At 45.4% G+C, this 22,408-nt stretch carries 20 protein-coding genes; 1 reads left to right on the forward strand and 19 read right to left on the reverse strand.

Annotation, left to right across the window (positions count from 1 at the left end):
* Nucleotides 1-30 precede the first annotated feature (30 nt).
* The 6 genes from ACQCV8_RS09350 to hflX all read right to left on the reverse strand — a co-directional run bounded on the left by ACQCV8_RS09350 (nucleotide 31) and on the right by hflX (nucleotide 5,736).
* Complete coding sequence (locus ACQCV8_RS09350; RefSeq protein WP_426844343.1) at nucleotides 31-462, reverse strand: MarR family winged helix-turn-helix transcriptional regulator; 432 nt, start codon at nucleotides 460-462, stop codon at nucleotides 31-33.
* A 147-nt stretch (nucleotides 463-609) separates the two neighbouring features.
* Nucleotides 610-1,068 (reverse strand): NUDIX hydrolase, encoded by a 459-nt coding sequence (locus ACQCV8_RS09355; protein WP_426844344.1) that lies wholly within the window; start codon nucleotides 1,066-1,068, stop codon nucleotides 610-612.
* 162 nt (nucleotides 1,069-1,230) lie between these two features.
* On the reverse strand, nucleotides 1,231-2,565 hold the full coding sequence (gene glnA, locus ACQCV8_RS09360) for a type I glutamate--ammonia ligase (protein ID WP_426844345.1): 1,335 nt from the start codon (nucleotides 2,563-2,565) through the stop codon (nucleotides 1,231-1,233).
* Nucleotides 2,566-2,627: 62 nt separating this feature from the next.
* A complete protein-coding gene (locus tag ACQCV8_RS09365; RefSeq protein ID WP_426844346.1) occupies nucleotides 2,628-3,026 on the reverse strand; it encodes a MerR family transcriptional regulator in 399 nt (132 codons plus the stop codon).
* Between the two features lie 165 nt (nucleotides 3,027-3,191).
* Nucleotides 3,192-4,460: an aminotransferase class I/II-fold pyridoxal phosphate-dependent enzyme gene (locus ACQCV8_RS09370; RefSeq protein WP_426844347.1), complete on the reverse strand. Its 1,269-nt coding sequence runs from the start codon at nucleotides 4,458-4,460 to the stop codon at nucleotides 3,192-3,194.
* Nucleotide 4,461: 1 nt separating this feature from the next.
* Nucleotides 4,462-5,736, reverse strand: coding sequence for a GTPase HflX (hflX, locus tag ACQCV8_RS09375; RefSeq protein WP_426844348.1), 1,275 nt, complete (start codon nucleotides 5,734-5,736; stop codon nucleotides 4,462-4,464).
* 142 nt (nucleotides 5,737-5,878) lie between these two features.
* Here hflX and ACQCV8_RS09380 point away from each other — a divergent pair, with 142 nt between their 5' ends.
* On the forward strand, nucleotides 5,879-6,505 hold the full coding sequence (locus ACQCV8_RS09380) for a trimeric intracellular cation channel family protein (RefSeq protein ID WP_426844349.1): 627 nt from the start codon (nucleotides 5,879-5,881) through the stop codon (nucleotides 6,503-6,505).
* 366 nt (nucleotides 6,506-6,871) lie between these two features.
* Here ACQCV8_RS09380 and ACQCV8_RS09385 read toward each other — a convergent pair whose 3' ends face one another.
* The 13 genes from ACQCV8_RS09385 to ACQCV8_RS09445 all read right to left on the reverse strand — a co-directional run bounded on the left by ACQCV8_RS09385 (nucleotide 6,872) and on the right by ACQCV8_RS09445 (nucleotide 22,398).
* On the reverse strand, nucleotides 6,872-7,690 hold the full coding sequence (locus ACQCV8_RS09385) for a carbohydrate ABC transporter permease (RefSeq protein ID WP_426844350.1): 819 nt from the start codon (nucleotides 7,688-7,690) through the stop codon (nucleotides 6,872-6,874).
* Nucleotides 7,687-8,622 carry a carbohydrate ABC transporter permease gene (locus tag ACQCV8_RS09390; RefSeq protein ID WP_426844352.1) on the reverse strand — a complete coding sequence of 312 codons (936 nt, stop codon included), beginning with the start codon at nucleotides 8,620-8,622 and terminating at the stop codon, nucleotides 7,687-7,689. The genes ACQCV8_RS09385 and ACQCV8_RS09390 overlap by 4 nt, the downstream gene beginning before the upstream one ends.
* Before the next feature lie 14 nt (nucleotides 8,623-8,636).
* On the reverse strand, nucleotides 8,637-9,902 hold the full coding sequence (locus ACQCV8_RS09395; protein WP_426844353.1) for an ABC transporter substrate-binding protein: 1,266 nt from the start codon (nucleotides 9,900-9,902) through the stop codon (nucleotides 8,637-8,639).
* 193 nt (nucleotides 9,903-10,095) lie between these two features.
* Nucleotides 10,096-11,061, reverse strand: coding sequence for a stage V sporulation protein K (gene spoVK, locus ACQCV8_RS09400; RefSeq protein ID WP_426844355.1), 966 nt, complete (start codon nucleotides 11,059-11,061; stop codon nucleotides 10,096-10,098).
* Nucleotides 11,062-11,337: 276 nt separating this feature from the next.
* Complete coding sequence (hfq, locus tag ACQCV8_RS09405; protein WP_426844356.1) at nucleotides 11,338-11,562, reverse strand: RNA chaperone Hfq; 225 nt, start codon at nucleotides 11,560-11,562, stop codon at nucleotides 11,338-11,340.
* Between the two features lie 39 nt (nucleotides 11,563-11,601).
* On the reverse strand, nucleotides 11,602-12,543 hold the full coding sequence (miaA, locus tag ACQCV8_RS09410) for a tRNA (adenosine(37)-N6)-dimethylallyltransferase MiaA (protein WP_426844357.1): 942 nt from the start codon (nucleotides 12,541-12,543) through the stop codon (nucleotides 11,602-11,604).
* Between the two features lie 82 nt (nucleotides 12,544-12,625).
* Complete coding sequence (locus ACQCV8_RS09415; RefSeq protein WP_426844358.1) at nucleotides 12,626-13,042, reverse strand: YmaF family protein; 417 nt, start codon at nucleotides 13,040-13,042, stop codon at nucleotides 12,626-12,628.
* A 66-nt stretch (nucleotides 13,043-13,108) separates the two neighbouring features.
* Nucleotides 13,109-14,959, reverse strand: coding sequence for a DNA mismatch repair endonuclease MutL (mutL, locus tag ACQCV8_RS09420; RefSeq protein ID WP_426844359.1), 1,851 nt, complete (start codon nucleotides 14,957-14,959; stop codon nucleotides 13,109-13,111).
* Between the two features lie 21 nt (nucleotides 14,960-14,980).
* On the reverse strand, nucleotides 14,981-17,572 hold the full coding sequence (mutS, locus tag ACQCV8_RS09425; protein WP_426844361.1) for a DNA mismatch repair protein MutS: 2,592 nt from the start codon (nucleotides 17,570-17,572) through the stop codon (nucleotides 14,981-14,983).
* A gap of 139 nt (nucleotides 17,573-17,711) precedes the next feature.
* Nucleotides 17,712-18,251 carry an outer spore coat protein CotE gene (locus ACQCV8_RS09430; protein ID WP_426844362.1) on the reverse strand — a complete coding sequence of 180 codons (540 nt, stop codon included), beginning with the start codon at nucleotides 18,249-18,251 and terminating at the stop codon, nucleotides 17,712-17,714.
* Between the two features lie 783 nt (nucleotides 18,252-19,034).
* Nucleotides 19,035-19,460, reverse strand: coding sequence for a RicAFT regulatory complex protein RicA family protein (locus ACQCV8_RS09435; protein WP_426844363.1), 426 nt, complete (start codon nucleotides 19,458-19,460; stop codon nucleotides 19,035-19,037).
* Nucleotides 19,461-20,990, reverse strand: coding sequence for a tRNA (N6-isopentenyl adenosine(37)-C2)-methylthiotransferase MiaB (gene miaB / locus ACQCV8_RS09440; protein ID WP_426844364.1), 1,530 nt, complete (start codon nucleotides 20,988-20,990; stop codon nucleotides 19,461-19,463). It abuts the gene before it with no gap.
* Nucleotides 20,991-21,222: 232 nt separating this feature from the next.
* A complete protein-coding gene (locus tag ACQCV8_RS09445) occupies nucleotides 21,223-22,398 on the reverse strand; it encodes a glycine C-acetyltransferase (protein WP_426844365.1) in 1,176 nt (391 codons plus the stop codon).
* Nucleotides 22,399-22,408: the final 10 nt, after the last annotated feature.

Here is a 22,408-nt window from a genome sequence, read left to right on the forward strand (position 1 = left end):
TCCTTCTGTTTTTCTAAGATGTGAAGTGCATTATTCGATGTCTTCTATATTTTGCTGCAGCCTAGTCAGCATTCCTCTTAAGCTGCTCCGCTCTTCTTCAGTAAAACCTTTTAACACATTGGAAACAAATTTTTGTTTCTCCTCGCGGTAAGCATCCATTTTTCTGCGCCCTTCATCGGTCAGCTTCACATACGTGAAACGAGTATCCTCCGGATTCTTGCGGCGGGAGACGCTTCCTCTTTCCTCGAGCTGCTTCAAATGCCTTGTCACGGCTGCATGATCGATCTGAACAGCTTTCTGCAATTCCCGCTGGGTCATTTCCTCTTTTTCATAAAGCTTATGCAGGATCTCCAGACGGGACTGGCTGAGGCCTGTGCAGCGCTCAAATTTAGGCACGATCCTTTTATTGACTTCATAAAGTCTGTGGAATAGTTCGTCATCCTCTGCACACCATTCTTTCAATAGCAACCTCCCTTTCTGGAATAGAATCTTACATAGTTGATAGGTCAATCATTGACTCGTCAACTATCTTATTATAAATCGTTACACAGGTCAAATGATTCGAATTCGTTTCGTGTTTTCCTTTCTGCAGTGCATTCTTAATAACCATCATTTGCCCAGTTTTTCGTTAAAAGTACTGATTGGATATATCTTTTTATTTAGTAAGTTATCAATTATTTGCTTTATTAAATGTGGTTCCCTTAAATCTTCATCTTTATATTCTGCAAAGTCAGCCACCTTAATCCACCTGCTGTCAGTAACCCCTTCTTCTTCGAGCTTTAACCGCCCACCAGTAATTTCACCAATAAAATGAAACAGGATCACTTGATTGTTTGTATTACTGATAAAATTATATACGCCAGTAGTCCCAATCAGTTTTATGTCGTATCCTGTTTCCTCTTTCACTTCCCTTTGGGCAGCATAGAGAATGTACTCGCCATATTCAACATGACCACCCGGAAAGGTCCATTTATTGACTGCGGCAGGTTTATTCTCCCTTATGATCAACACTTTATCATCATTTATGATGGATACAGTTACAACTAGAACAATGCCATCTTGAGACATCGATTTCCCCTCAGTTCTTTATAGATTTTCTTGCCGCAAGTAACTTTTTAAAAATTTTCTACTGTCCTTTCTTTTACATTTTTCTAGGTATTCGACAGAAATAGTACAAAAGCCTTTTTCACAAAAAAACCCTGACACCATTGGTATCAGGGTTTTTGAATTTTAGTACATGCTCATGTACTGCTCGCGCTCCCAAGGGTGCACTTGCGTACGGAACATATCCCATTCGATTTCTTTCGCTTCGATAAAGTGTTCGAACAAATGTTCTCCAAGCGCTTTTACGATCACTTCATTGGATTTGAGAGCTTCAAGTGCTCCAGCCAATGTGGATGGCAAATCGACGATGCCGTTTTCCAGACGCTCTTCTTTGTTCATCACATAGATGTTGCGGTCGATCGGCTTAGGAGGAGTCAATCCGTTCTTGATTCCATCAAGTCCAGCGGCCAGAAGAACGGCCATCGCAAGGTAAGGATTCGCTGCCGGGTCAACACTGCGGACCTCAACACGGGTAGAGATGCCGCGGGATGCCGGGATCCGGATCAGCGGACTGCGGTTACGGGCGGACCATGCTACATAGCAAGGCGCTTCATAGCCTGGCACAAGACGCTTATAGGAGTTCACTGTAGGGTTCGTCACAGCTGTAAAGCCTGTAGCGTTCTTAATGATGCCGGCGATGAACTGGCGTGCTGTATCGCTCATCTGCAGATCTCCAGTTTCATCAAAAAAGGCATTTTTTCCTTCTTTGAAAAGGGAGAGGTTACAGTGCATACCGGATCCATTCACACCGAACAGAGGCTTTGGCATGAACGTAGCATGCAGGCCATGCTTACGGGCAATGGTTTTAACGACAAGCTTAAATGTCTGAATATCATCACAGGCTCTGATCGCACTGGCATATTTAAAATCGATTTCATGCTGGCCCGGAGCCACTTCATGGTGGGATGCTTCAATTTCAAAGCCCATCTCTTCAAGCTCAAGCACGATGTCGCGGCGGCAATTTTCACCAAGATCTGTCGGGGCAAGGTCAAAGTATCCGCCTTTATCGTTTAATTCTAGAGTCGGCTCGCCTCTCTCATCCAACTTAAAGAGGAAAAATTCAGGTTCAGGCCCAAGGTTGAAATCCGTAAAGCCAAGCTCTTCCATTTCTCCAAGTACGCGTTTAAGATTCGCACGCGGATCTCCTTCGAACGGAGTGCCATCCGGATTGTAAATGTCACAGATGAAGCGGGCAACTTTTCCCTTTTCAGATGTCCAAGGAAAAATGACGAACGTATCAAGATCCGGATACAAGTTCATATCAGATTCTTCAATGCGTACGAAGCCTTCAATAGAGGACCCGTCGAACATCATTTTGTTTTCCAGTGCCTTTTCAAGCTGGCTTACAGGGATCTCTACGTTCTTGATGGTGCCCAGAATATCCGTGAACTGCAGGCGGATGTACTTGACGTTGTTTTCCTCCACTAACTTTACGATGTCTTCCTTGGTATACTTTGACATAATCATTTCCTCCCAATTCGAATACAATTTTATTTAAACAATTAAATGGTGCTCACGAATAATTAATGAAAGAATCGGGACATATCTCCCTGCCTGAGTGTTGGCCGGTTGAAACGGCTTCCTTGGGCCAAGTCGGCTTTTAAAAGCTTTCTCAGCTCCTCGTCCGTCAGATCCGGTTTATCTGCTTTGACAGGTTCAGCATGCTGAACGGCAGGAGATTCTTTCCTTGCAAAGATTTGTTTAATTCCCGCCAGATTTACGCCTTTTTCAATCAGACTTTTAATTTCCAGCAGCTGATCGACATCATTGAACGAATACATGCGGCGATTGCCTTCTGTACGGGCTGGAAATACGAGATCATGCTCCTCATAGTAGCGGATTTGCCTGGCAGACAATTCCGTAAGCTGCATAACAATCCCTATTGGAAACAAAGGCATTGAGCGTCTGACATTATCACCCATTCCTTTTCCTCCTTATCAAATCTTACTGCTATTATATTCAATGTTATATTATGTGTCAAGGATATGTAAGGAAATGTGACATTAAAGTTGATTGACCTGGATTTCTTCCTTAATCCGGATAATTACAGGTCTTTTTATACAGCAAAAGAGCGGGAAGCCCGCTCTTTATATCGTTATTAATCGTTTTTCCAGCAGCGCATCCAGAGCTGAACAAATAGCAATTTTGACATGCGAATAAGTGAGCCCGCCCTGAACGTAGGCCGTATAAGGAGCTCTCAGCGGGCCGTCTGCCGAAAGTTCAATGCTTGCCCCCTGAATAAATGTTCCGGCTGCCATGATCACATCGTCTTCATAGCCCGGCATATAGCTCGGATATGGAGTAACATGCGAATTAATAGGCGATGCAAATTGGATAGCCTGGCAGAAAGCAACCATCCGGTCAGGATCGTCAAATTGCACAGACTGAATTAAGTCTGTTCTGGGAGCGTTCCAGGAAGGAGAAGTTTTCAAACCGGCTTTTTCCAGGATGGAAGCTGTGAATATAGCCCCTTTAAGCGCTTGCCCGGCTACATGAGGAGCAAGGAAAAAACCCTGATACATTTCCTGGAGGCTGTAAAGAGAAGCACCCGCTTCAGCACCGATCCCTGGAGAAGTCATTCGGTATGAGCAAGCTGTCACAAGATCCTTTCTTCCGGCTATGTACCCTCCCGTTTTAGCAAGGCCGCCGCCGGGATTCTTTATAAGGGAGCCTGCAATTAAGTCTGCCCCTGCATGGCAAGGTTCCAATTCTTCAATAAATTCCCCATAGCAGTTGTCAACAAAAACGATGATTTCAGGATCGATGGATCTGACATAGGCAGCCATTTCATTTATTTCATCAATTGTGAAGGATGGACGGTTTGCATACCCTTTTGAGCGCTGTATTCCAACCATTTTTGTTTTTTCCGTGATAGCCTTTGCGGCAGCTTCTAAATTCGGCTTCCCGCTTTCTAGAAGGTCTACAGTCTGATAGCTAATGCCGAATTCTTTTAAAGAACCAATGCCTGATCCCCTTATCCCGACAATTTCCTCCAGTGTATCATAAGGTTTTCCTGTCAGGTAAATGAGCTCGTCCCCCGGCCTTAATACCCCGAATAAAGCAATCGAGATTGCATGGGTGCCTGAAATGATCTGCGGACGAACCAAGGCGGCTTCCGCTCCAAACACATCAGCATAGATTTTTTCCAGTGTATCTCTTCCAATGTCATCGTAGCCATAGCCGGTGGAGGGCATAAAATGAGAGTCACTCACTTTATGCTTTTGATAGCTTTCCAGCACGCGGTATTGATTGATCTCAATCCGTTCATCAATCTTTTTATGTACGTGAGCAATTTCTTTTTCCGTCTCAGAGATCAGCGGCTCAAGCTGATCTCCATGTTTTAGCCGATTAAACATTTTACCATTCATCCTCATCTGCTGATTCTTTAGCTGGAAGCTTGGAGTCACCTTCCCGTGCATAGCCGGAAATCTCATATGCTTCTTTTTCTTCAATAAATTGGAACGAACGGACTATGGTGTCCCGTTTCAGCTGAGCGATCAGCCTTCCTTCGCCGGCTGCAAGTTCCATTGAATAAGGAACCATTTCCTTTTTAACCTGTTCTTCCATTTTTTCTTTTAATTGGTTTACATCTTCTTTATTCAGAGCGCTGATCAATACGTATGGATCTGAAGTATTCGGTGTAAACTCCGGGAGTACTTTATCCCTTTTGTTATAGACGGTCAGCCTCGGTATTGAACTTGCTTCCAGTTCATCCAGCAGACGGAAAACCGTTTTCTCATGGTTCATGCTGTCTTCACTGGATGTGTCCACGACATGAAGAATTAAATCCGCTTCCTTTGCTTCTTCCAAAGTAGAACGGAAAGCCGCAACCAGAGTGGTTGGCAAATCCTGAATGAAACCAACCGTGTCAGTCAGCAAGGCCTGATAACCGCTTGGAAGACCCATTTTCCGGGTCATCGGATCAAGGGTCGCAAAAAGAAGATTTTCCTCATAGCTGTCTGCTTCTGTCAAACGGTTAAACAGGGTCGATTTCCCGGCATTTGTATACCCTACAAGGGCAATTTGAAAAGCCTGATTCCGTTTACGGCGCTCGCGGTACCTTGACCGGTGGCTGGTAACGGTTTTCAGCTGCTGTTTAATCTCAACCATTCTCCTGCTGATATGTCTTCGGTCCGTTTCAAGCTGCGTCTCACCTGGGCCTCTAGTTCCGATGCCCCCTCCCTGCCTTGACAAGTGAATCCCCTGTCCGGAAAGCCTGGGCAAAAGATAATCCAGCTGCGCGAGTTCAACCTGGAGCTTACCTTCCCTTGTCTGTGCACGCTGTGCAAATATATCCAGGATCAGCTGAGTCCGGTCAATCACTTTTACTTCTAACTCTCTGGATAGATTGCGGATTTGACTTGGAGAAAGTTCTCCATTAAAAATTACGGCATCCGGTTCGAGTTCCTCAACAAGCGCTTTCAGTTCACTGAGTTTGCCTTTTCCGATACAAGTGGCAGGGTGAAGCCTGTCGCGTTTTTGAGTAACGGAAGCAAGAGCGATGCCTTTAGCTGTTATAATGAGTGATTTCAGCTCTTCCAGTGAATAGTGGAAGTGCTCTTCTGTTACATAAGGTAAGTGGCAGCCAACGATAATCGCCTTTTCGGGCTGAGTTTGTGATAATTCATTCAATCTGCATTCCTGCCTTTTTCTGATTCTTAAGGATAAAATTAATCATACCATTTTTACAATGAATTTGAAAAAAAATCATTGATTTAAAGAGAAACTCCGGATAAAATCTATACGGCTGCATTATTGATTAAGGAGAAATGCTATGACGTGGGAAGTGCTGAGCATCATTGGTACCGCGGCCTTTGCCATAAGCGGGGCAATCGTTGCGATGGAAGAAGAATATGACATTCTTGGTGTATATATACTAGGCATTGTAACAGCCTTTGGGGGTGGCGCAATCCGCAACCTGCTGATCGGCGTACCCGTTTCCGCCCTTTGGGAGCAGGGTTTGTATTTTCAGGTCGCCCTTTTTTCAATTACGCTCGTCTTCATCTTTCCCCGGATGCTGATGAAACATTGGAATCGCTGGGGAAATTTCACTGATGCGATTGGATTATCCGCTTTTGCCATTCAGGGTGCGCTGTATGCCGCAGAAATGCAGCATCCATTAAGCGCTGTCATTGTGGCAGCTGTTTTGACCGGAAGCGGCGGAGGGATCGTGCGGGATTTGCTGGCGAGAAGAAAGCCCTTAGTGCTCAGAGCAGAAATTTACGCCGCCTGGGCGATTATCGGAGGACTCTTCATCGGTGTTGGATGGGCGGCCTCACCGCTTGAGCTCTACACATTGTTCGCAGTCATTACCTTGCTTAGGATTTTATCCTACACCTTCAATTGGAGACTTCCTGCCAGGAGGATATACGAAGAGCAAAAAACCGATCTGGAGCAATAACATTTCAAGTAAAGGGAGTTTCAAGTACTTTCGGTAAAGATGGATAGGGCCGCAGGTTTAGCTGCCGCCCTGCCATTAGACACCGAACCACTTTTTTATTTCTGAGTCCGCAGTAAGTGCTATTTTCAACCATCTCGTCCCCTCGCTGTTATTTTCCTAAGCAATTTTGTGAACCCCCATGATTTTACGGCCAGGATGAACGGCCTCATCCAGGTTTCCCTCATACAACATCATTTCACCCAATCACTTCTCTTGCGGTTCCTATTCTTATACCTTCAAGACGGAGAATATACGGGTCTCCGCCTTGACTCCTTGAACCTTTTGATCCTCGAACATTGAACGGCAAAACGTCCGGTCAGGTAATATTTAATCTTTCATCCCCGAGGTAGCAATCCCTTTAATAAACTGTTTTTGGAAAATCAAAAATACAATCAGAATTGGAATCATCGTCACCACCGACATCGCAAGAAGGCTTCCCCAGTCCACTCTGAATTCACCGATGAAGTTGGCCAGTGCCAGCTGAATCGTATATTTCGACGGATCACTGATCACTATGAGCGGCCAGATAAAGTCATCCCATCTCCACATGAATGAAAAAATAGTCAGAACCGCTATGACCGGTTTGGCGATCGGAACAATAATGGTCCAGAAAATTCTCCATTCGCCTGCACCGTCCATCCTCGCCGCCTCTAATAGATCATCCGGTACCGTGAGCAAGTATTGGCGGATCAGGAAGACCCCCATTGGAGTAGCTGCCGGAGGAATAATAAGCCCAAGCAGATTGTTGTATAGTCCGAGCTTGCTGATAACTGTAAAAATCGGCGTCATGATGACTTCAATCGGAATCATCAATGTAGACAGAAATAAAAACAGAATCAACGTATCCCCTTTAAACCGGAATTTAGAAAGAGCGTAGCCCGCCATCGTATTGATAAACAGGGTTAAAACGGTCGCTGATACAGCAACGATTGCACTGTTTAAGAAATATAATCCGAAATTTCCTTTACTGAAGGCGGCTGTAAAGTTTTCGAATGACAGCGAGTCCGGCAAAAACTTTGGCGGCCATGAATACAAATCAATCGGGCCTTTTATGGAAGACAGGAAGATCCATAGGACAGGAGCAATAAAAAGGAGCGCCAATACGATTAAGGCAAAGTAAGTGAAGAAGCCTGCTCTTTGTGTCAATTGATTTTCCCTCCTTGTGCCCATTTGAATTGAATGACTGTAAAAACACCTATCAATACGAACAGCACAACCGACATCGCACTCGCATATCCTACTTCGCTTTTTGTGAATCCAAATTCAAAAATGTACTGCACCATGAGAGTTGTCTCCTTCGCCGGACCTCCGCCTGTCAGAGAAAAGATCAGCGGATACGCTTTAACGGATTCCACGATTAACAGCATGAAAACCAAAAGGCTTGTGGGCTTTAGCAGCGGCAGTGTGATTTTCCAAAAAAGCTGGATTCTGTTCGCACCATCGATCTGGGCTGCTTCATAATAAGCAGCCGGTATGCTTTGAAGTCCTGCGATAAAAATTACCATAAAGAACCCAACCCGAGCCCAAACTGTGGCAATCACAATCGTAATTTTTGCAATGGCAGGATCTGATAGCCATTTAATGGAAGGCAGTTCCCCTGCTTCAAGCAAATACGTAACAATTCCAAAGCTGTCTCCGAAAATCCATTTCCACGATAACCCAACGATAATAAACGAAATCATAGTCGGCCAGAATATGATGGCTCTGAATAACCCTCTCGCTTTTACTTCCTTAATCATCAGCATCGCAATTCCGAGCGAGATTGCGTAAACGAGCGGAACAACAAGAGCTGCGTAAATGAGCGTGTTCATTAAAATTTTCCAGAATTCCGCATTATTAAAAAGCCGGATATAGTTCTCCATACCGATAAACGTCATACTGGAAACGCCGTTGTAACTCGTAAATGAATAAATGAACCCCATAAGTGCAGGTATAATAATGAACGTTAAAAAGATCAGGAGATTCGGGAGGATGAATAAATAAGGAGCCCATTTTCTTTTTCGCTGATCGCTTTTAATGCTTTGCTCTTTCATTTTTTTCATCGGTACGGATACGGACTTGGATTTTTCTACGACCATGGAATGTCCCCCCTTTACGGCTGTTTATTGTTCTGTTTAATCGTTTCATCGAAGATTTTAGCTACTTCGTCGAGAGCTTCCTGAGGCGTCAGCTCCCCTTTAAGCGCTTTCGAAATACCTGTTGTCAGATCTCCGGCATTTTTTGTCATAACTTTTTGGTTTCCCCAGTCTTTTGCCGCTTGGGGAGAAGTGTTCTTAAACTCATCCGTAAACACAGCAAACAGCTTGTCATCCATTGGATAGCTGAGGTCTTTGTTATCTTTTCTCGCACTCAGAAACAACGACTTCTCAATGTATTCGGCGTTGACTTCTTTTGTGGACAGATATTGAATGAATTCTGCTGTTTCTTTCTCCACCCCTGTATTTTTCAGTCCCATTACATATTTGCCGCCCGGAACTGAAGACCGCCGTTCTTCTTTCGGAAGATACGTCACACCCCAGTCAAAATGAGTGATATCTTTGTAGCTGCCCATCATCCAGTTGCCCGCTAAGTGAACCGCCACAGTACCTGAACGGAACAGATTGTTCGGATTCTCCCCGCCAAGCCATACAGAGTCGGGGATCAGTCCTTCCTCATGCATGTCTTTAAATTCTGCCAGGGCATTGACTGCTTCAGGGCTGTTGACTGCAGCCTTTGTCAAATCCTTATCGAATAAGCTGCCCCCATATTCGTACATCATTGTGGACCAGCGGTGTCCGGAAAAATCCCATACCATCGGATACCGTGCTTCTCCGCTTGCTTTGATTTGCTGCAGAGCCGTGCGGAACTCGTCCCATGTCCAAACCTCTTCCGGAGAAGCCGGCACCTCTACTCCGGCTTTCTTAAATAAATCTTTATTGTAATACATCCCATTCGCTGTTATATCCATCGGAGCGGCGATGATCCGGTCGTTGATGACATAAAACGGCTGGATAGAATCCTCAAACTGCCCGATGAATTTATCCTTATCCCCGACGTATTCTGTTAAATCAATGGCATGATCCGCAAATTCATATGTATCATTTATTCGTACCAATGCTGGGGGTTTGCCCCCTGCTATCATTGTTTTCAGCTTTGTTTTAACATCCTTAAAAGCAACTTCCACCAGATTGATATCCACTTCAGGGTGCTGTTTTTCATAGTTTTCGATAATTTCTTTCATGACCTCTCCTTCTCCGCCATCAGAGAACCACATGAAGTCCAGTCTTACTTTTCCCTCTCCTGATTGACCGCAGCCGGCTAGCGAGAGCATTAAAGCAAGGATGATGATTTTTGCACACATGCCCCATTTTCTCTTCAAAAGGCTCCCTCCCATCTTTTTAAACATTCAGAATTCATTTTTTCCCGGAATTTTTGGTGTTGATATCCCCCAATACCTTATACCCCATTTTACTTCGCTAAAACCTATTTTTCTGCACTATTTGTCCCTATTCGACGTTTCATGTCAAAACCAAGTACAGCCATACATCGCTCCATCAATCAAAAAAAAACCGCTATTGCGGTTTTTCTTCCCGAAGGATCAGATCCTGCGCCTTAATTGTGACCAGTTCATCCCGGTGATATTTATCCGCCATCAGCAGCCTCATTGCCTGGGCTCTGATTGATTTTTCAATGACATTTCTTATATACCTTCCATTGCTGAATTTAGAGGGTTGCGTCATGCTTTTGACAGCCATCAGATGGTCTTTAAGCTTCCACTCCGCCTCCCGGCTCCACGAATATTCCCTTTCCTCAATCATTCGTTTCGAGATATCCATCAGCTGGTCCACCGTATAATCCGGAAAGTCGATGACGAGCGGAAATCTTGAATGGAGACCTGGATTAATCGACAGAAATTGATCCATTTCTCTTGAATACCCCGCAAGAATAAGGATAAATTCATGCTGCTTATCTTCCATATGCTTAACCAGCGTGTCGATTGCCTCTTTGCCGAAATCCTTTTCCCCTCCCCGGGCAAGGGAGTAGGCTTCATCAATAAAGAGGATCCCGCCGAGCGCGCGCTTAATTAAGTCTCTCGTTTTCTGAGCCGTATGGCCAATGTATTCTCCAACCAGGTCCGCCCGCTCCGCTTCAATCAAATGCCCCTTTGATAAAACATTCATCTGGCAGAACAGCTTGCCGATCAGTCTCGCTACCGTCGTTTTTCCTGTCCCCGGATTTCCCTTAAACATCATATGAAGCGCCTGTTTGCCTGCTTTCAGCCCTTGTTCTTCACGTTTTTGGCTGACATATATCCACGCATATATTTCCTTGATGTTTCGCTTCATTTCTTCCATGCCGACAAGGGTGCCCATTTCTTCTTCAATTTGCTTGAGAATCGCATGTTTATAATCGGTTTTAGGAAGCACCAGATCATATCCTTTCGAGTCAGCTTCCTTTCCCGCCTTCGTTTGTCCATTGAGAATAATGTTAATCTGTCCGTTATTCTTATAGGTTACAGCCTGATCCAAAAGAGTCACCTCTGCTTTCTAACTTACTATACGCAGCATCTGTTCCGGCCGTGACAAATGCCTATAGTCTTATGTTCAATCCAACAACCGAATTCAAGGCAATCGGGACCCGATTCAGCTTTATTTAGGAGGAGAGGCTCCCGGACTGTCAAAGTAAACGATGATTTAAGCAATGGAAAAGAGCTGATCTTTTTATGTGTATTCACGGAGAACTTGTCTGAAGCCATAGAATAAGTACAAACAAAAACCGCATACCATTATGGCATGCGGCAAATCAGCTATCGTTTATTCAGTTTCGAGCTGGATGTTTTTCTGCGGAGCAAATGTAGAAATCGCGTGCTTATAAATTAACTGCTGCTTGCCTTCCGTTTCAAGCAGGACAGTAAAATTATCAAATCCTTTGATCAGCCCTCTGAGCTGAAATCCATTTAAGAGGAATACTGTTACAAAGATTCCATCCTTGCGCAGCTGGTTTAAAAACTGGTCCTGAATATTGATTGCTTGTTTCATGATTTGTCCTCCTCGTTTCTCTATAAGGTTACTATTCGATTAAAGATGAAGCTTTCCTGCTATATATGTAAAAATTTCGTCAAGCTTCTGTTGTGGATCAGCTGGAGGAGTCATATCAAACCACTCGACATCCATCTTATTCCGAAACCAGGTAAGCTGCCGTTTAGCATACCTTCTTGAGTTCTGTTTCAGCTGTTCCACAGCTTCCTCCAGAGTTATACCGCCCTCGAGGTACTGGTAAATCTCCTTATATCCAATTGCCTGAACTGCCTGCCCGGATGTTAATCCGGATTCGTACAGCCGGGTCACTTCTTCCAGCAGGCCTTCCTCCATCATGGAATCAACCCGGTGGTTAATTCGATAGTACAAGGTTTCACGGTCCATCGTCAAGCCTATAATGGCAGAATGAAAATGTTCCTCTCTTTTTTGGTGCTTCAGCTGCTCCGTCATGGTTTTGCCGCTGCTGTAAAAAATCTCGAGCGCCCGGATAACCCTTCTTTCGTTATTTGGATGAATTCGGCTCGCCGACTCCGGATCGCATTCTCTTAATAAGGAGTGGACGTAATCAGACCCCTTCTCTTCAGCGGTTTTTTCCATTTGCCTTCTGTATCCGGGATCAGATGGCTGTTCAGAAAATTGATAATCGTAAAGAAGTGACTGAATATAAAGACCTGTGCCCCCGGCTACTATGGCCGTTTTCCCTCTTGAAGAGATATCCGTTATGCATTCTCTCGCAAGCATCTGAAATTCAGCCGCTGAAAAACTTTCATCAGGATCCTTAATGTCGATCAGGTGATGGGGAATTCCCCGCATTTCATCCACCCGTATCTTAGCGGTACCTATATCCATTCCTTTATAAATCTGCATCGAATCACCGCTGATGATTTCCCCATTTAGCCGTTTGGCGATTTCAATGCTTAAATTTGTTTTTCCTACCCCGGTAGGACCAATAATGACAATGACTTTCTGTTTTTCTTTCAATCTTATCACTCTCTTTAGGATCTGCTCATGGCTATCCAGCTTAGTATAGCATGATTCCGCACACAGTTCACATACGGAACCATTATAGCCAGAGCGGGAGCCATCTATACCAGTCAGGCTGATCTATCCCCACCGGACTTCCGGTCATTCCGCTGAACAGGTGGAAATGCCGGTCAATTCCGCCTTCCGCATACTGCACCCCCCCGGCCGCTTCAGGTGGCGCATTATAATTGTAATAGGTTCTTCCGGATATGCTGTGATAATGCGTTCCGTTAGGCAGAGGGACAGCAGGCCCTGTTTTTCCGTAAAATCTGTGATAGTGTCCCTCTTCAAATGAGCTAATGCCGTTGAAAAAATGAATATGCCCGTCATAGGCATTTCCGTTTACAGGCTTTGTAAAACCATCCATGACATGTGTATGTCCTGCTGCAGCAGTGGTATCAACGAAGAATACATGGCTGTGGGACGGTAATTCCGGTGGAGCAAATAAAACCCTCACAAAACAAACCCCCTTATCCTCCTATACTGCAGACTACACAGAAGGATAAGGGATGGTGACGGTTCCCTACATGATTCTTTTAAACATTTTCTCCATCTCATAGGTCGTAAATTGTATGATGACCGGACGTCCATGCGGACATGTAAACGGATCTTCCGCTCTTCGAAGCTCTTCAAGCAGCGCTGTGATTTCATCCGCTCTTAAATACCGGTTCGCTTTAATGGATGCCTTGCAGCTCATGAGAATGGCCGCTTCCTCTCTCAGCTTTTTTACATCCGGTTTTCTAAGTTCAAGCACTTGCTGAATCATTTCTTCTATAACAAACTGCTCCCGGCCGGGCGGGAACCACTGGGGGTGGGAGCGAACAATGAAGCTGCTTCCTCCAAAAGGCTCCAAAAAGACCCCGACCTCTGCGAGTGATTCTAAATACTCACTCACTTTTACGGCTTCATCATGAGAATAATGAAGGGTAATGGGGACAAGCATTTCCTGTACTTCTTTTTCCAGCCTTCCTACTTTTTCACGAAAAAATTCGTATTTAATGCGCTCCTGGGCAGCATGCTGATCAATCATATACAAACCAGTATCATTTTGGGCGAGTATATAGGTGCCGTGCATCTGTCCGATCGGATACATAGGAGGAATCCTCGGCTCTTTCCTTAAATACGGATTGCCCAATTCCGTCTCCTCCTGATCACGGGGAAGCTCAGCCGGCCTTTCTTTCACAAAATTTTCCTGTTCCTGCGGCGGTGCTTCGGTGTGCTCACTCTTTTCTATTAACTCATCCAGCTTGATCTCTTCCGCCTTCTCATGAGAAGCAGTATAAGAAGGACGTTCCTGTTTTTCCTGGCGGTCTTCGAACAGCATGGACTGCTGTTCATCTTTAGGCATGGCCTTTTTTGGTTGGTGGAGGCCCGAATTGGGAATGAGCGTTTTTTTGCGGAAGGTGTCTTTTACACCTTCAGAAATAAGCTCATAAAGTTCCGCTTCCTTGCTAAGCCTTACCTCCATTTTAGAAGGATGAACATTTACATCAACGAGCAGGGGATCCATGGTGATGTCTAGAACCGCAATCGGGAAGCGGCCAATTGGAAGCAGGGTATGATACCCTTCCATGATCGCTTTAGCAATAGCATAATTCTTAATGTACCGCCCGTTGATCATCGTGGAAATATAATTTCTGGAGGCCCGGGTAATTTCCGGCAAAGCCAGGTATCCAGTCACTTGGAAATCGAGAGACTGCAGCGAAACCGGAACCATTTTTTTTGCTATGGATAATCCGTAGATGGAAGAGATAACTTGTCTGACATCCCCGTTTCCATTTGTATGCAGAATCGTCTTGCCGTTATGGATGAGCTTAAAGGATACCGAAGCATTGGCCATTGCCAGCCGGTTGACCGTGTCTGTAATGTTGCCGAGCTCTGTATGAACGGTTTTCATGTATTTAAGCCTTGCAGGGGTATTAAAAAACAAATTGGACACGGTTATGTCCGTTCCTTTCCTGCTTGAAGCGGCTTCTTGGGTATCAACCGCACCCCCGGTCAGCTTAACGTATGTGCCTGCATCCGTTCCATTGCTTGTTTTCATTTCCACATGAGAAACGGAGGCAATGCTTGGCAGGGCTTCCCCTCTAAAGCCAAGGGAGCGGATTCGAAACAAATCATTTTCATCTTTAATTTTACTCGTAGCGTGTCTGTGAAAGGCATTCAGACAATCCTCCGGTTCGATTCCATCTCCGTTATCAATAATGCGGATGCGGCCAATCCCGGCTTCCTCCAGTTCAATTTCGATGACGGAGCTGTTCGCATCTATCGCATTTTCCACAAGCTCTTTGACAACGGAGGCAGGGCGTTCAACAACCTCCCCTGCGGCAATTTTATTGCTGAGCTGATCATCCAGCAAAACGATCTTGCCCATATAAATCCATCCCTTTCTTCTCTATCGTGCACTTTTTTGAAGCTCAAACAGCTTATTCATTGCTTCAAGAGGGGTCATCTCAAGAAGATTCAAATTCAATAGCTCTTCTTTGAGCAATCGGTCGGCTGCGGGTTCTTTCTTGTTCTTTTTAGCAGGCTTGTCCTGCGCAAAAAACGACAGCTGTGCTTCTTCTTCCGATGCAGCTGATGTTTCTTTCGTTTTCTGCTCCAGCACATTGGCTTTCGGCTGATTTTCCAGCTCCTCCAAAATTGCCTGGGCTCTTTTAATCAGAACAGGCGGAAGCTCAGCGAGTTCTGCTACATGAATCCCATAGCTCCGGTCGGCTGCGCCTTCTGATATTTTATGAAGAAACACAACCTTGCCATTCTGTTCAATTGCCCGCACATGAACATTCGCCAGAGACTTCAAAGGCTGATCAAGAACCGTAAGCTCATGATAATGGGTGGAGAAAAGGGTCTTAGCACCGATGTGATGATGAATGTATTCAATCATCGCCTGAGCCAGAGCCATTCCGTCATATGTGGATGTTCCGCGGCCGATTTCATCAAACAGAATCAGGCTGTTTTCTGTCGCGTGGACGATGGCATTTCGCGCTTCCATCATTTCCACCATAAAAGTGCTTTGGCCGGATATCAAATCATCCGCTGCCCCAATCCTGGTAAAAATCTGATCAAAAACAGGAAGAACCGCTTTTTCTGCCGGAACAAAACACCCTATTTGTCCGAGGATGGCCGTTAAGGCTACCTGCCTCATATAGGTGCTTTTTCCGGACATATTCGGTCCGGTGATTAAAAGCATGCTTCTTCCGCTTCCCATCCTGCAATCATTCGGTACATATTCCTGGGCCTGGAGAACTTTTTCTACTACCGGGTGGCGCCCTTCTGTTATATCAAGCTCACCGCTTGAAAAAACCGGTCTTGCGTATCTTCGTTTCTCACTCACAGATGCAAAGCATTGAAGAACGTCCAGTTCGCTTATGCACTTGGCAAGCGACTGCAGTCTCGGAATATACATCCGGACCTGTCCGCGGAGATCATTGAAAAGCTGGTATTCCAGTTCCGCCATGTTTTCTTCAGCTTCTAGAATCAAAGCCTCTTTTTCTTTTAAGGCAGGGGTAATAAACCGCTCTGCGTTAGTCAGCGTTTGTTTCCGCTCATAAAGGCCCTCAGGCAGCAGGTGAAGGTTCGCTCTCGTAATCTCAATATAGTAGCCAAAAACTCGGTTAAACCCAACCTTTAAAGAGCGGATCCCTGTTCTCTGTCTTTCACTTGCTTCCAGTTCTGCGATCCACGTTTTGCCGTTTTTGCTGGCATCCCTGTATTCGTCAAGCTGAATGCTGAACCCCTCTTTTATCATATTCCCTTCTTTTACGGAAATCGGAGGCTGTTCAACAAGTGCCTGTTCCAGCAAATCCTTTAGTTCACTGCACGGGTCAATTGTTTGCGCAAGCTTGCTGGAATAGGGATGATCAAGAGAGTGAACCAAATCTGTAAGGACCGGCACCTGCTCCAGAGATTTTTTAAGCTGAATTAAATCTCTTGCGTTAACATTCCCGAATGCCACCCTTCCGGCAAGCCGCTCAAGATCGTATACCTCTTTCAGCTTTTCGCGAATCTCTTCCCGTTCGAAAAATTTATCAATCAGAACCTGGACCATTTCATGCCGCTGCTCAATTTTCTCCTGATGGATCAGCGGCCGGTCAATCCATTGCTTTAAAAGTCTCCCGCCCATTGCTGTCTTAGTCTCGTCAAGGAGCCAGAGCAGCGAGCCTTTTCTGCCGCTTCCGCGGATCGTTTCGGTTAATTCAAGGTTTCGCTTAGAATACAAATCCATCTTCAGAAACTGGTTTAATTCATAGTGCCGCACAGGCTGAAGGTGGTCCAGACTCCTTTTCTGTGTCCGGATTAAGTAAAGGTAGAGTCTTGCAAACGACCTCTTTAACTCACTATCATGAATGGATTCCAGCAGATTGTCCGGAATTTGGCCGGCCTCATCATTTGCTTCTATAGAAACTGCGACTCCGCACCGGTCTTTCATGGATTTGATCAAGTTTTCCGGCAAGGTGCCTCCAACTACAGCTTCTTTAGCTCCCATTGAATAAAGTTCATTTAAGACTTCATCGAAGCGGGATGCTCTTGTCACACTGTTTTCACCGGTAGTGAGGTCAGAAACCGCAAATCCGAACCCATCCTGAAGCTCAGTCACACTGACTAGAAAATTATTCTCTTTTTCTGAGACGCCTTTTCCATCCATGACGGTCCCCGGTGTAATAAGCTGGACAACTTCTCTCTTCACTACACCTTTCGCCTGCTTTGGATCCTCCGTCTGCTCACAGATCGCCACTTTGTAGCCTTTGCCTACAAGCTGTTCTATGTAGCCCGCTGCAGAATGATAAGGGACCCCGCACATCGGTATTCTTTCACTGCTTCCGCCGTCCCGGCTTGTTAATGTTATTTCCAGTTCTTGAGATGCGCGGATTGCATCTTCAAAAAACATTTCATAAAAATCACCTAATCTAAAAAACAAAAAGGCATCCTCGTAATCTGCCTTTACTGTTAAATACTGCTGCATCATCGGCGTATATGTAGCCATGTTTATCCCCCATTGCCTATCCTAATCAAAAACAACCTTAATTATAACATATGTTTCGTTTCCCTTTACACCCGGAACTACACCGCAGAGATTGTCCAATGAAGCACAAAAAAACCAGGAAGGACTTCTTCCCGGTTCATCATTCTTCGGCTTCCCCAGCTAAAAACTCTGTATCTAGATCATCGAACTCATCTTCCAAATCCTCTTCCCACTCTTCATCCTCGCAGCCATCAGGATGAACGACAACACATACTTTTGTTTCGCCGATCACTTCAGCCAGCACCTCTCGCTCTGCCTGAACGATAATTTTATTGCCGTTTGGAGAAATCGTCACTTCAAGGCAATTCGGCTGCTGGAGTACTTTTGCACAAACCTCATGCTCATCGTCGAGGAAATGATTGTCTCTGTACTTAAGTTTTACAATGTCTACGTACTTAACCCGTTCTGTAACAACCTCTGTTTTCGTATTATGATCATACGAATACCAGACATTAATGTCATAAGTTCCTTCCACCTCGACTGTTTTACCAACTTTATGGGGTTCATATTTATGGTTGATAATCCAGCCGCCTAAAATACTGGTAGGTCTTTGAGACGGGGAGATCGTGTGCGTGCATTGAGTGAACTTGCGTCCTTTCGCTACAACCGCTTTCGTAATAATTTCTCTGTATTCAGACATTCAAGCATACCCTCCTCAATCAATATTCATTCCATTGTATGCTGGGCTAATATTGATAGTTCTTTATTTACACGAACCCGCAGACACGGTCTACTTAGTCCATGACGTTCCTATTTCATATGTATGCATGAGCCCAAAAAAATGTGCCTACTTTTTAAAGCGGAGGCGGCTTGCTCAGCCCCGACAAGCATAAGATGGGCAGACCGGGGAAGGTGCCCTTTCCTTCCCCGGGCTGAACAGCTTATGACCTCGAGGGGCTAGCCGCCGGAGCTGGGTAATGAAACTTAGTCCAAAAAAGAGCATTGAGTATGCACTACTTATGAGGGCGCTTGATCAGCCGTGAGAGACGGTGGGGCTCCTGACGGAGAGGCGCTCTTTGCCTCGACCGAAGGAGCGAAGCGTCCGAACGGCTAGCGCCCGGAGCTGGATAGCGAGATTAAGTAAAAAGAGGAGCATCGAGTATGCACCACCTAGGAGGCGGCTTATGGATGTTCTGCTAAGGGCGCGGCGTCCTGCCGCAACGCAGAACGGACCCGCGTCCTGCGGGCCCTCGACCGAAGGAGCGAAGCGTCCGAACGGCTGGCGCCCGGAGCTGGATAGCGAGATTAAATAAAAAGAGGAGCATTGAGTATGCACTACTTAGGAGGCGGCTTATGGATGTTCTGCTAATGGAACTGCGTCCCGCTGCGTTCTGGAACAGGAATCAGCATAAAGAAAAGCTGACATGAAAAGGATTTGAGGTCCTTTAAATGTCAGCTTCTCTCTTTTTATTCAGTCATGCGCTCAGCAGCTTCCTGGGCTGTTCTTCATTTTAGAACCGGTTTCTCCTGAAAGCAGATCGCCGCCGGTCGTTTCAATAATACGGTCTGTAACTTGGTTTGAAATGGTATTGGCAACAAGCTGGAGAAGGTCGTTGACTTCCAGCTGCGAGTCCTGGAACTCCTGGATGATTGGAAGCTGGTCCAGTTCTTCCTGGATGCGGTCGATTTTTTCTTCCACTTGTTTAAGGGCTTCTGTTTTGCCGTAATGCTGAAAGTTGACAGCTTGCTTTTGGAGGCTTTTGATGCTTGCGATCATGCTGCGCACTTTTTCATTCCCATTAAGCTGAGCCTCTGCTCTTTTAAAGAAATCCACTTCCTCTGTTTCGGAGATCATTTGAGCAAGCTCGCGCGACCGCGCAACAATATCATCTTTTGAATACCGAGTCATTTACTTCACCTCTATCGCTTCTTCTGCCATCTCCCCGTCCAGTGACCAGGTTTTGGCTTTCGTGACTTTTACTTTTACAATGCTGCCGATTGCTTCCTTCGGTCCCCTGAAGTTTACGAGTTTGCTTTTTTCTGTATAGCCGGCCAGAACATCCGGGTTGTTTTTGCTCTCGCCTTCAACTAATACTTCGACAACCTTGCCCTCGTATTCCTTCATTTTTTTAGCAGAAGTTTCATTAACAAGCTTGTTGAGACGCTGAAGGCGCTCTTTTTTGACTCTCATCGGCACGTTATCCTGCATCTTGGCTGCAGGCGTGCCTTCTCTTGGTGAATAGATGAACGTGTAAGCACTATCATATTCTACTTCTCTGTATAAAGACAGTGTCTCTTCAAACTGTTCTTCAGTTTCATTAGGAAAACCAACAATAATATCGGTTGTCAAGGTAGCATTCGGCATCGCCGTTCTGATTTTTTTCACAAGTTCCAAATAATGCTCTCGTGAGTATTTTCTCGCCATCAGCTTTAGTACCTCGGAGCTTCCGGATTGCACTGGAAGGTGGATATGGTCCAGAAGATTGCCGCCTTTAGCCAGCACCTCTATCAGATGATCATCAAAGTCGCGCGGATGGCTGGTTGTGAAACGGATACGGGGAATATCGATTTTGCGGAGTTCATCCATTAAATCCCCCAAGCCGTATTCCAGATCGCTGAAATCTTTGCCGTATGCATTTACGTTTTGTCCGAGCAATGTAATCTCCTGATAGCCCTGTGCCGCAAGCTTGCGAACCTCCTGAATGATTTCATCAGGACGCCTGCTTCGCTCTTTACCCCGTGTATAGGGAACGATGCAGTACGTACAGAATTTATCACAGCCGTACATGATGTTCACCCAGCCTTTAGTCGTTCCCTTTCGGACTCTGGGAAGGTTCTCAATGACATCGCCTTCCTTAGACCAAACCTCAATCACCATTTCCTTGGACATGTATGCATCCTTCAGGATATGAGGCAGGCGATGAATGTTGTGTGTACCGAAAATCATATCAATATGGGGATGTTTTTGCATAATTTTATTGACGACTGATTCTTCCTGGGACATGCATCCGCAAACCCCCACAAGAAGGCCTGGCTTCTCAAGTTTTAAAGGCTTAAGATGGCCGATTTCGCCAAATACTTTATTTTCTGCATTTTCTCGGATCGCACACGTGTTTAACAGGATGACATCAGCATCTTCTGTTGTATCGGTCGCTTCAAAGCCAAGGGCGGTAAAGATCCCTGCCATCACCTCAGTATCGTGTTCGTTCATTTGGCAGCCATAGGTGCGAATGTAAAACTTCTTTCCGTTTCCAAGTCCCCGGAACTCTTCTGAGATGGAGAAATCGTTTTTATATTGAATGTCTTCCTTGCCGCGTTTTTTTGCATCTTTTAAAGAAGGCGGCATGTAGACAGCCTGAAAATATTTGCTGTAATCTTTCTCAGTTTTTTTCGATTCAGGCTGAACCTGATTGTTTTCGCTGCGCTGTTTTTCGTTCATGGAGAGCGCTCCTTTCAAATACCGCTTATCTCTTTTATCAGCTTAAGCTGATGATTATATAAAAGAAGTTTTCAATTTTATAGTATAACTTTTATTAGAGCGGCATACAATAGATGCCGCTTGATTTCACGCAAAAAAAGAGAGGGTCCGGCCCTCTCTTTGAACAGCATTTGCAGGTTACCGTTCACTTTTTCGTACTTTGCACGTTTAACAGGCAGACAATGTCTGATGCTTAGATGATGGATAATTCCTTGCCTGCTTTTTCGAAAAGATCCAATGCTTCCTGGAGTTCCTGACGGGAATGCTGGGCTGTTACGATCGTACGGACACGGGCCTGTCCTTTTGAAACGGTCGGGAAGGCAATGCCCTGGGCAAACACACCATATTCCAGCAGCTTGTCTGAAAATTGATGGCACCTCGCTTCGTCTCCAACAATGACCGGTGTTACAGGTGTTTCACTCTTGCCGGTATCAAATCCTAACTTCTCCAGTCCTTCTTTAAAAAACTTTGCGTTATCCCACAGCTTCTCAATCAGTTCCGGTTCTTCCAGCAGGACATCTATTGCTTCCATGCAGGCAGCCGTTACTGCAGGGGGGTGGGAGGTGCTGAACAAGAAAGGACGGCCTTTATGAATCAGGTAATCAATCAGTGTTTTTGTGCTTGCTACATACCCTCCGAGCACACCAATTGCTTTGCTCAAAGTTCCGACCTGGATATGAACACGCCCATCGAGACTAAAATGGTTTACGCTTCCCCTGCCATTTTCTCCAAGGACACCGGAAGCATGTGCGTCATCCACCATAATCAGAGCATCGTATTTTTCAGCAAGCTCCACGATCTCCGGCAGCGGCGCGATGTTTCCGTCCATCGAAAAAACACCGTCCGTTACAATGAGGCGGACCCGGTACTCCGCTGACTCTTTCAATGCACGCTCCAGATCGTCCATATCTACATGCTTATACACTTTTCTTGCCGCCTTCGTCAAACGGATCCCATCAATGATGGAAGCGTGATTCAGAGAATCTGAAATAACGACATCCTCCTGCGTTAAAATGGAAGAAAGCACGCCCTGATTCGTCGTGAATCCGGATTGAAAAACAAGGGCCGCTTCCGTATGCTTAAATGCAGCCAGCTTCTGCTCAAGCTCTTCATGCATAGAAAATGTTCCGGCTATGGTTCGGACAGAACCCGTTCCTGCTCCGTATTTTTGTGCAGCGTCCACAGCAGCTCTACGAAGCCGCGGATGTGAAGTAAGACCCAAGTAGTTATTAGATGAAAGCTGAATAACCTCTTTGCCATTGATGATAACTTTTGATCCCTGTTCGGATTCCAGAGGAACAAGCTTTCGGAACGTTCCCTGCTTTTTCATTTCATCCAGTTCTGCCTGTAAATATTCAAATCCTCTCATTTATACCCCT

This window comes from Metabacillus sp. 84, assembly GCF_050107715.1.
In the GTDB taxonomy this organism is placed as follows: domain Bacteria; phylum Bacillota; class Bacilli; order Bacillales; family Bacillaceae; genus Metabacillus_B.

Coding starts and splice junctions, on each gene's coding strand:
- ACQCV8_RS09365 (WP_426844346.1), bottom strand. CDS start 3,026: ATGGGTGATAATGTCAGACGCTCAATGCCTTTGTTTCCAATAGGGATT.
- ACQCV8_RS09380 (WP_426844349.1), top strand. CDS start 5,879: ATGACGTGGGAAGTGCTGAGCATCATTGGTACCGCGGCCTTTGCCATA.
- ACQCV8_RS09430 (WP_426844362.1), bottom strand. CDS start 18,251: ATGTCTGAATACAGAGAAATTATTACGAAAGCGGTTGTAGCGAAAGGA.
- miaB (WP_426844364.1), bottom strand. CDS start 20,990: ATGAACGAAAAACAGCGCAGCGAAAACAATCAGGTTCAGCCTGAATCG.
- mutS (WP_426844361.1), bottom strand. CDS start 17,572: ATGGCTACATATACGCCGATGATGCAGCAGTATTTAACAGTAAAGGCA.
- ACQCV8_RS09390 (WP_426844352.1), bottom strand. CDS start 8,622: ATGGTCGTAGAAAAATCCAAGTCCGTATCCGTACCGATGAAAAAAATG.
- mutL (WP_426844359.1), bottom strand. CDS start 14,959: ATGGGCAAGATCGTTTTGCTGGATGATCAGCTCAGCAATAAAATTGCC.
- ACQCV8_RS09370 (WP_426844347.1), bottom strand. CDS start 4,460: ATGTTTAATCGGCTAAAACATGGAGATCAGCTTGAGCCGCTGATCTCT.
- glnA (WP_426844345.1), bottom strand. CDS start 2,565: ATGTCAAAGTATACCAAGGAAGACATCGTAAAGTTAGTGGAGGAAAAC.
- ACQCV8_RS09445 (WP_426844365.1), bottom strand. CDS start 22,398: ATGAGAGGATTTGAATATTTACAGGCAGAACTGGATGAAATGAAAAAG.
- hfq (WP_426844356.1), bottom strand. CDS start 11,562: ATGAAACAAGCAATCAATATTCAGGACCAGTTTTTAAACCAGCTGCGC.
- ACQCV8_RS09435 (WP_426844363.1), bottom strand. CDS start 19,460: ATGACTCGGTATTCAAAAGATGATATTGTTGCGCGGTCGCGCGAGCTT.
- ACQCV8_RS09355 (WP_426844344.1), bottom strand. CDS start 1,068: ATGTCTCAAGATGGCATTGTTCTAGTTGTAACTGTATCCATCATAAAT.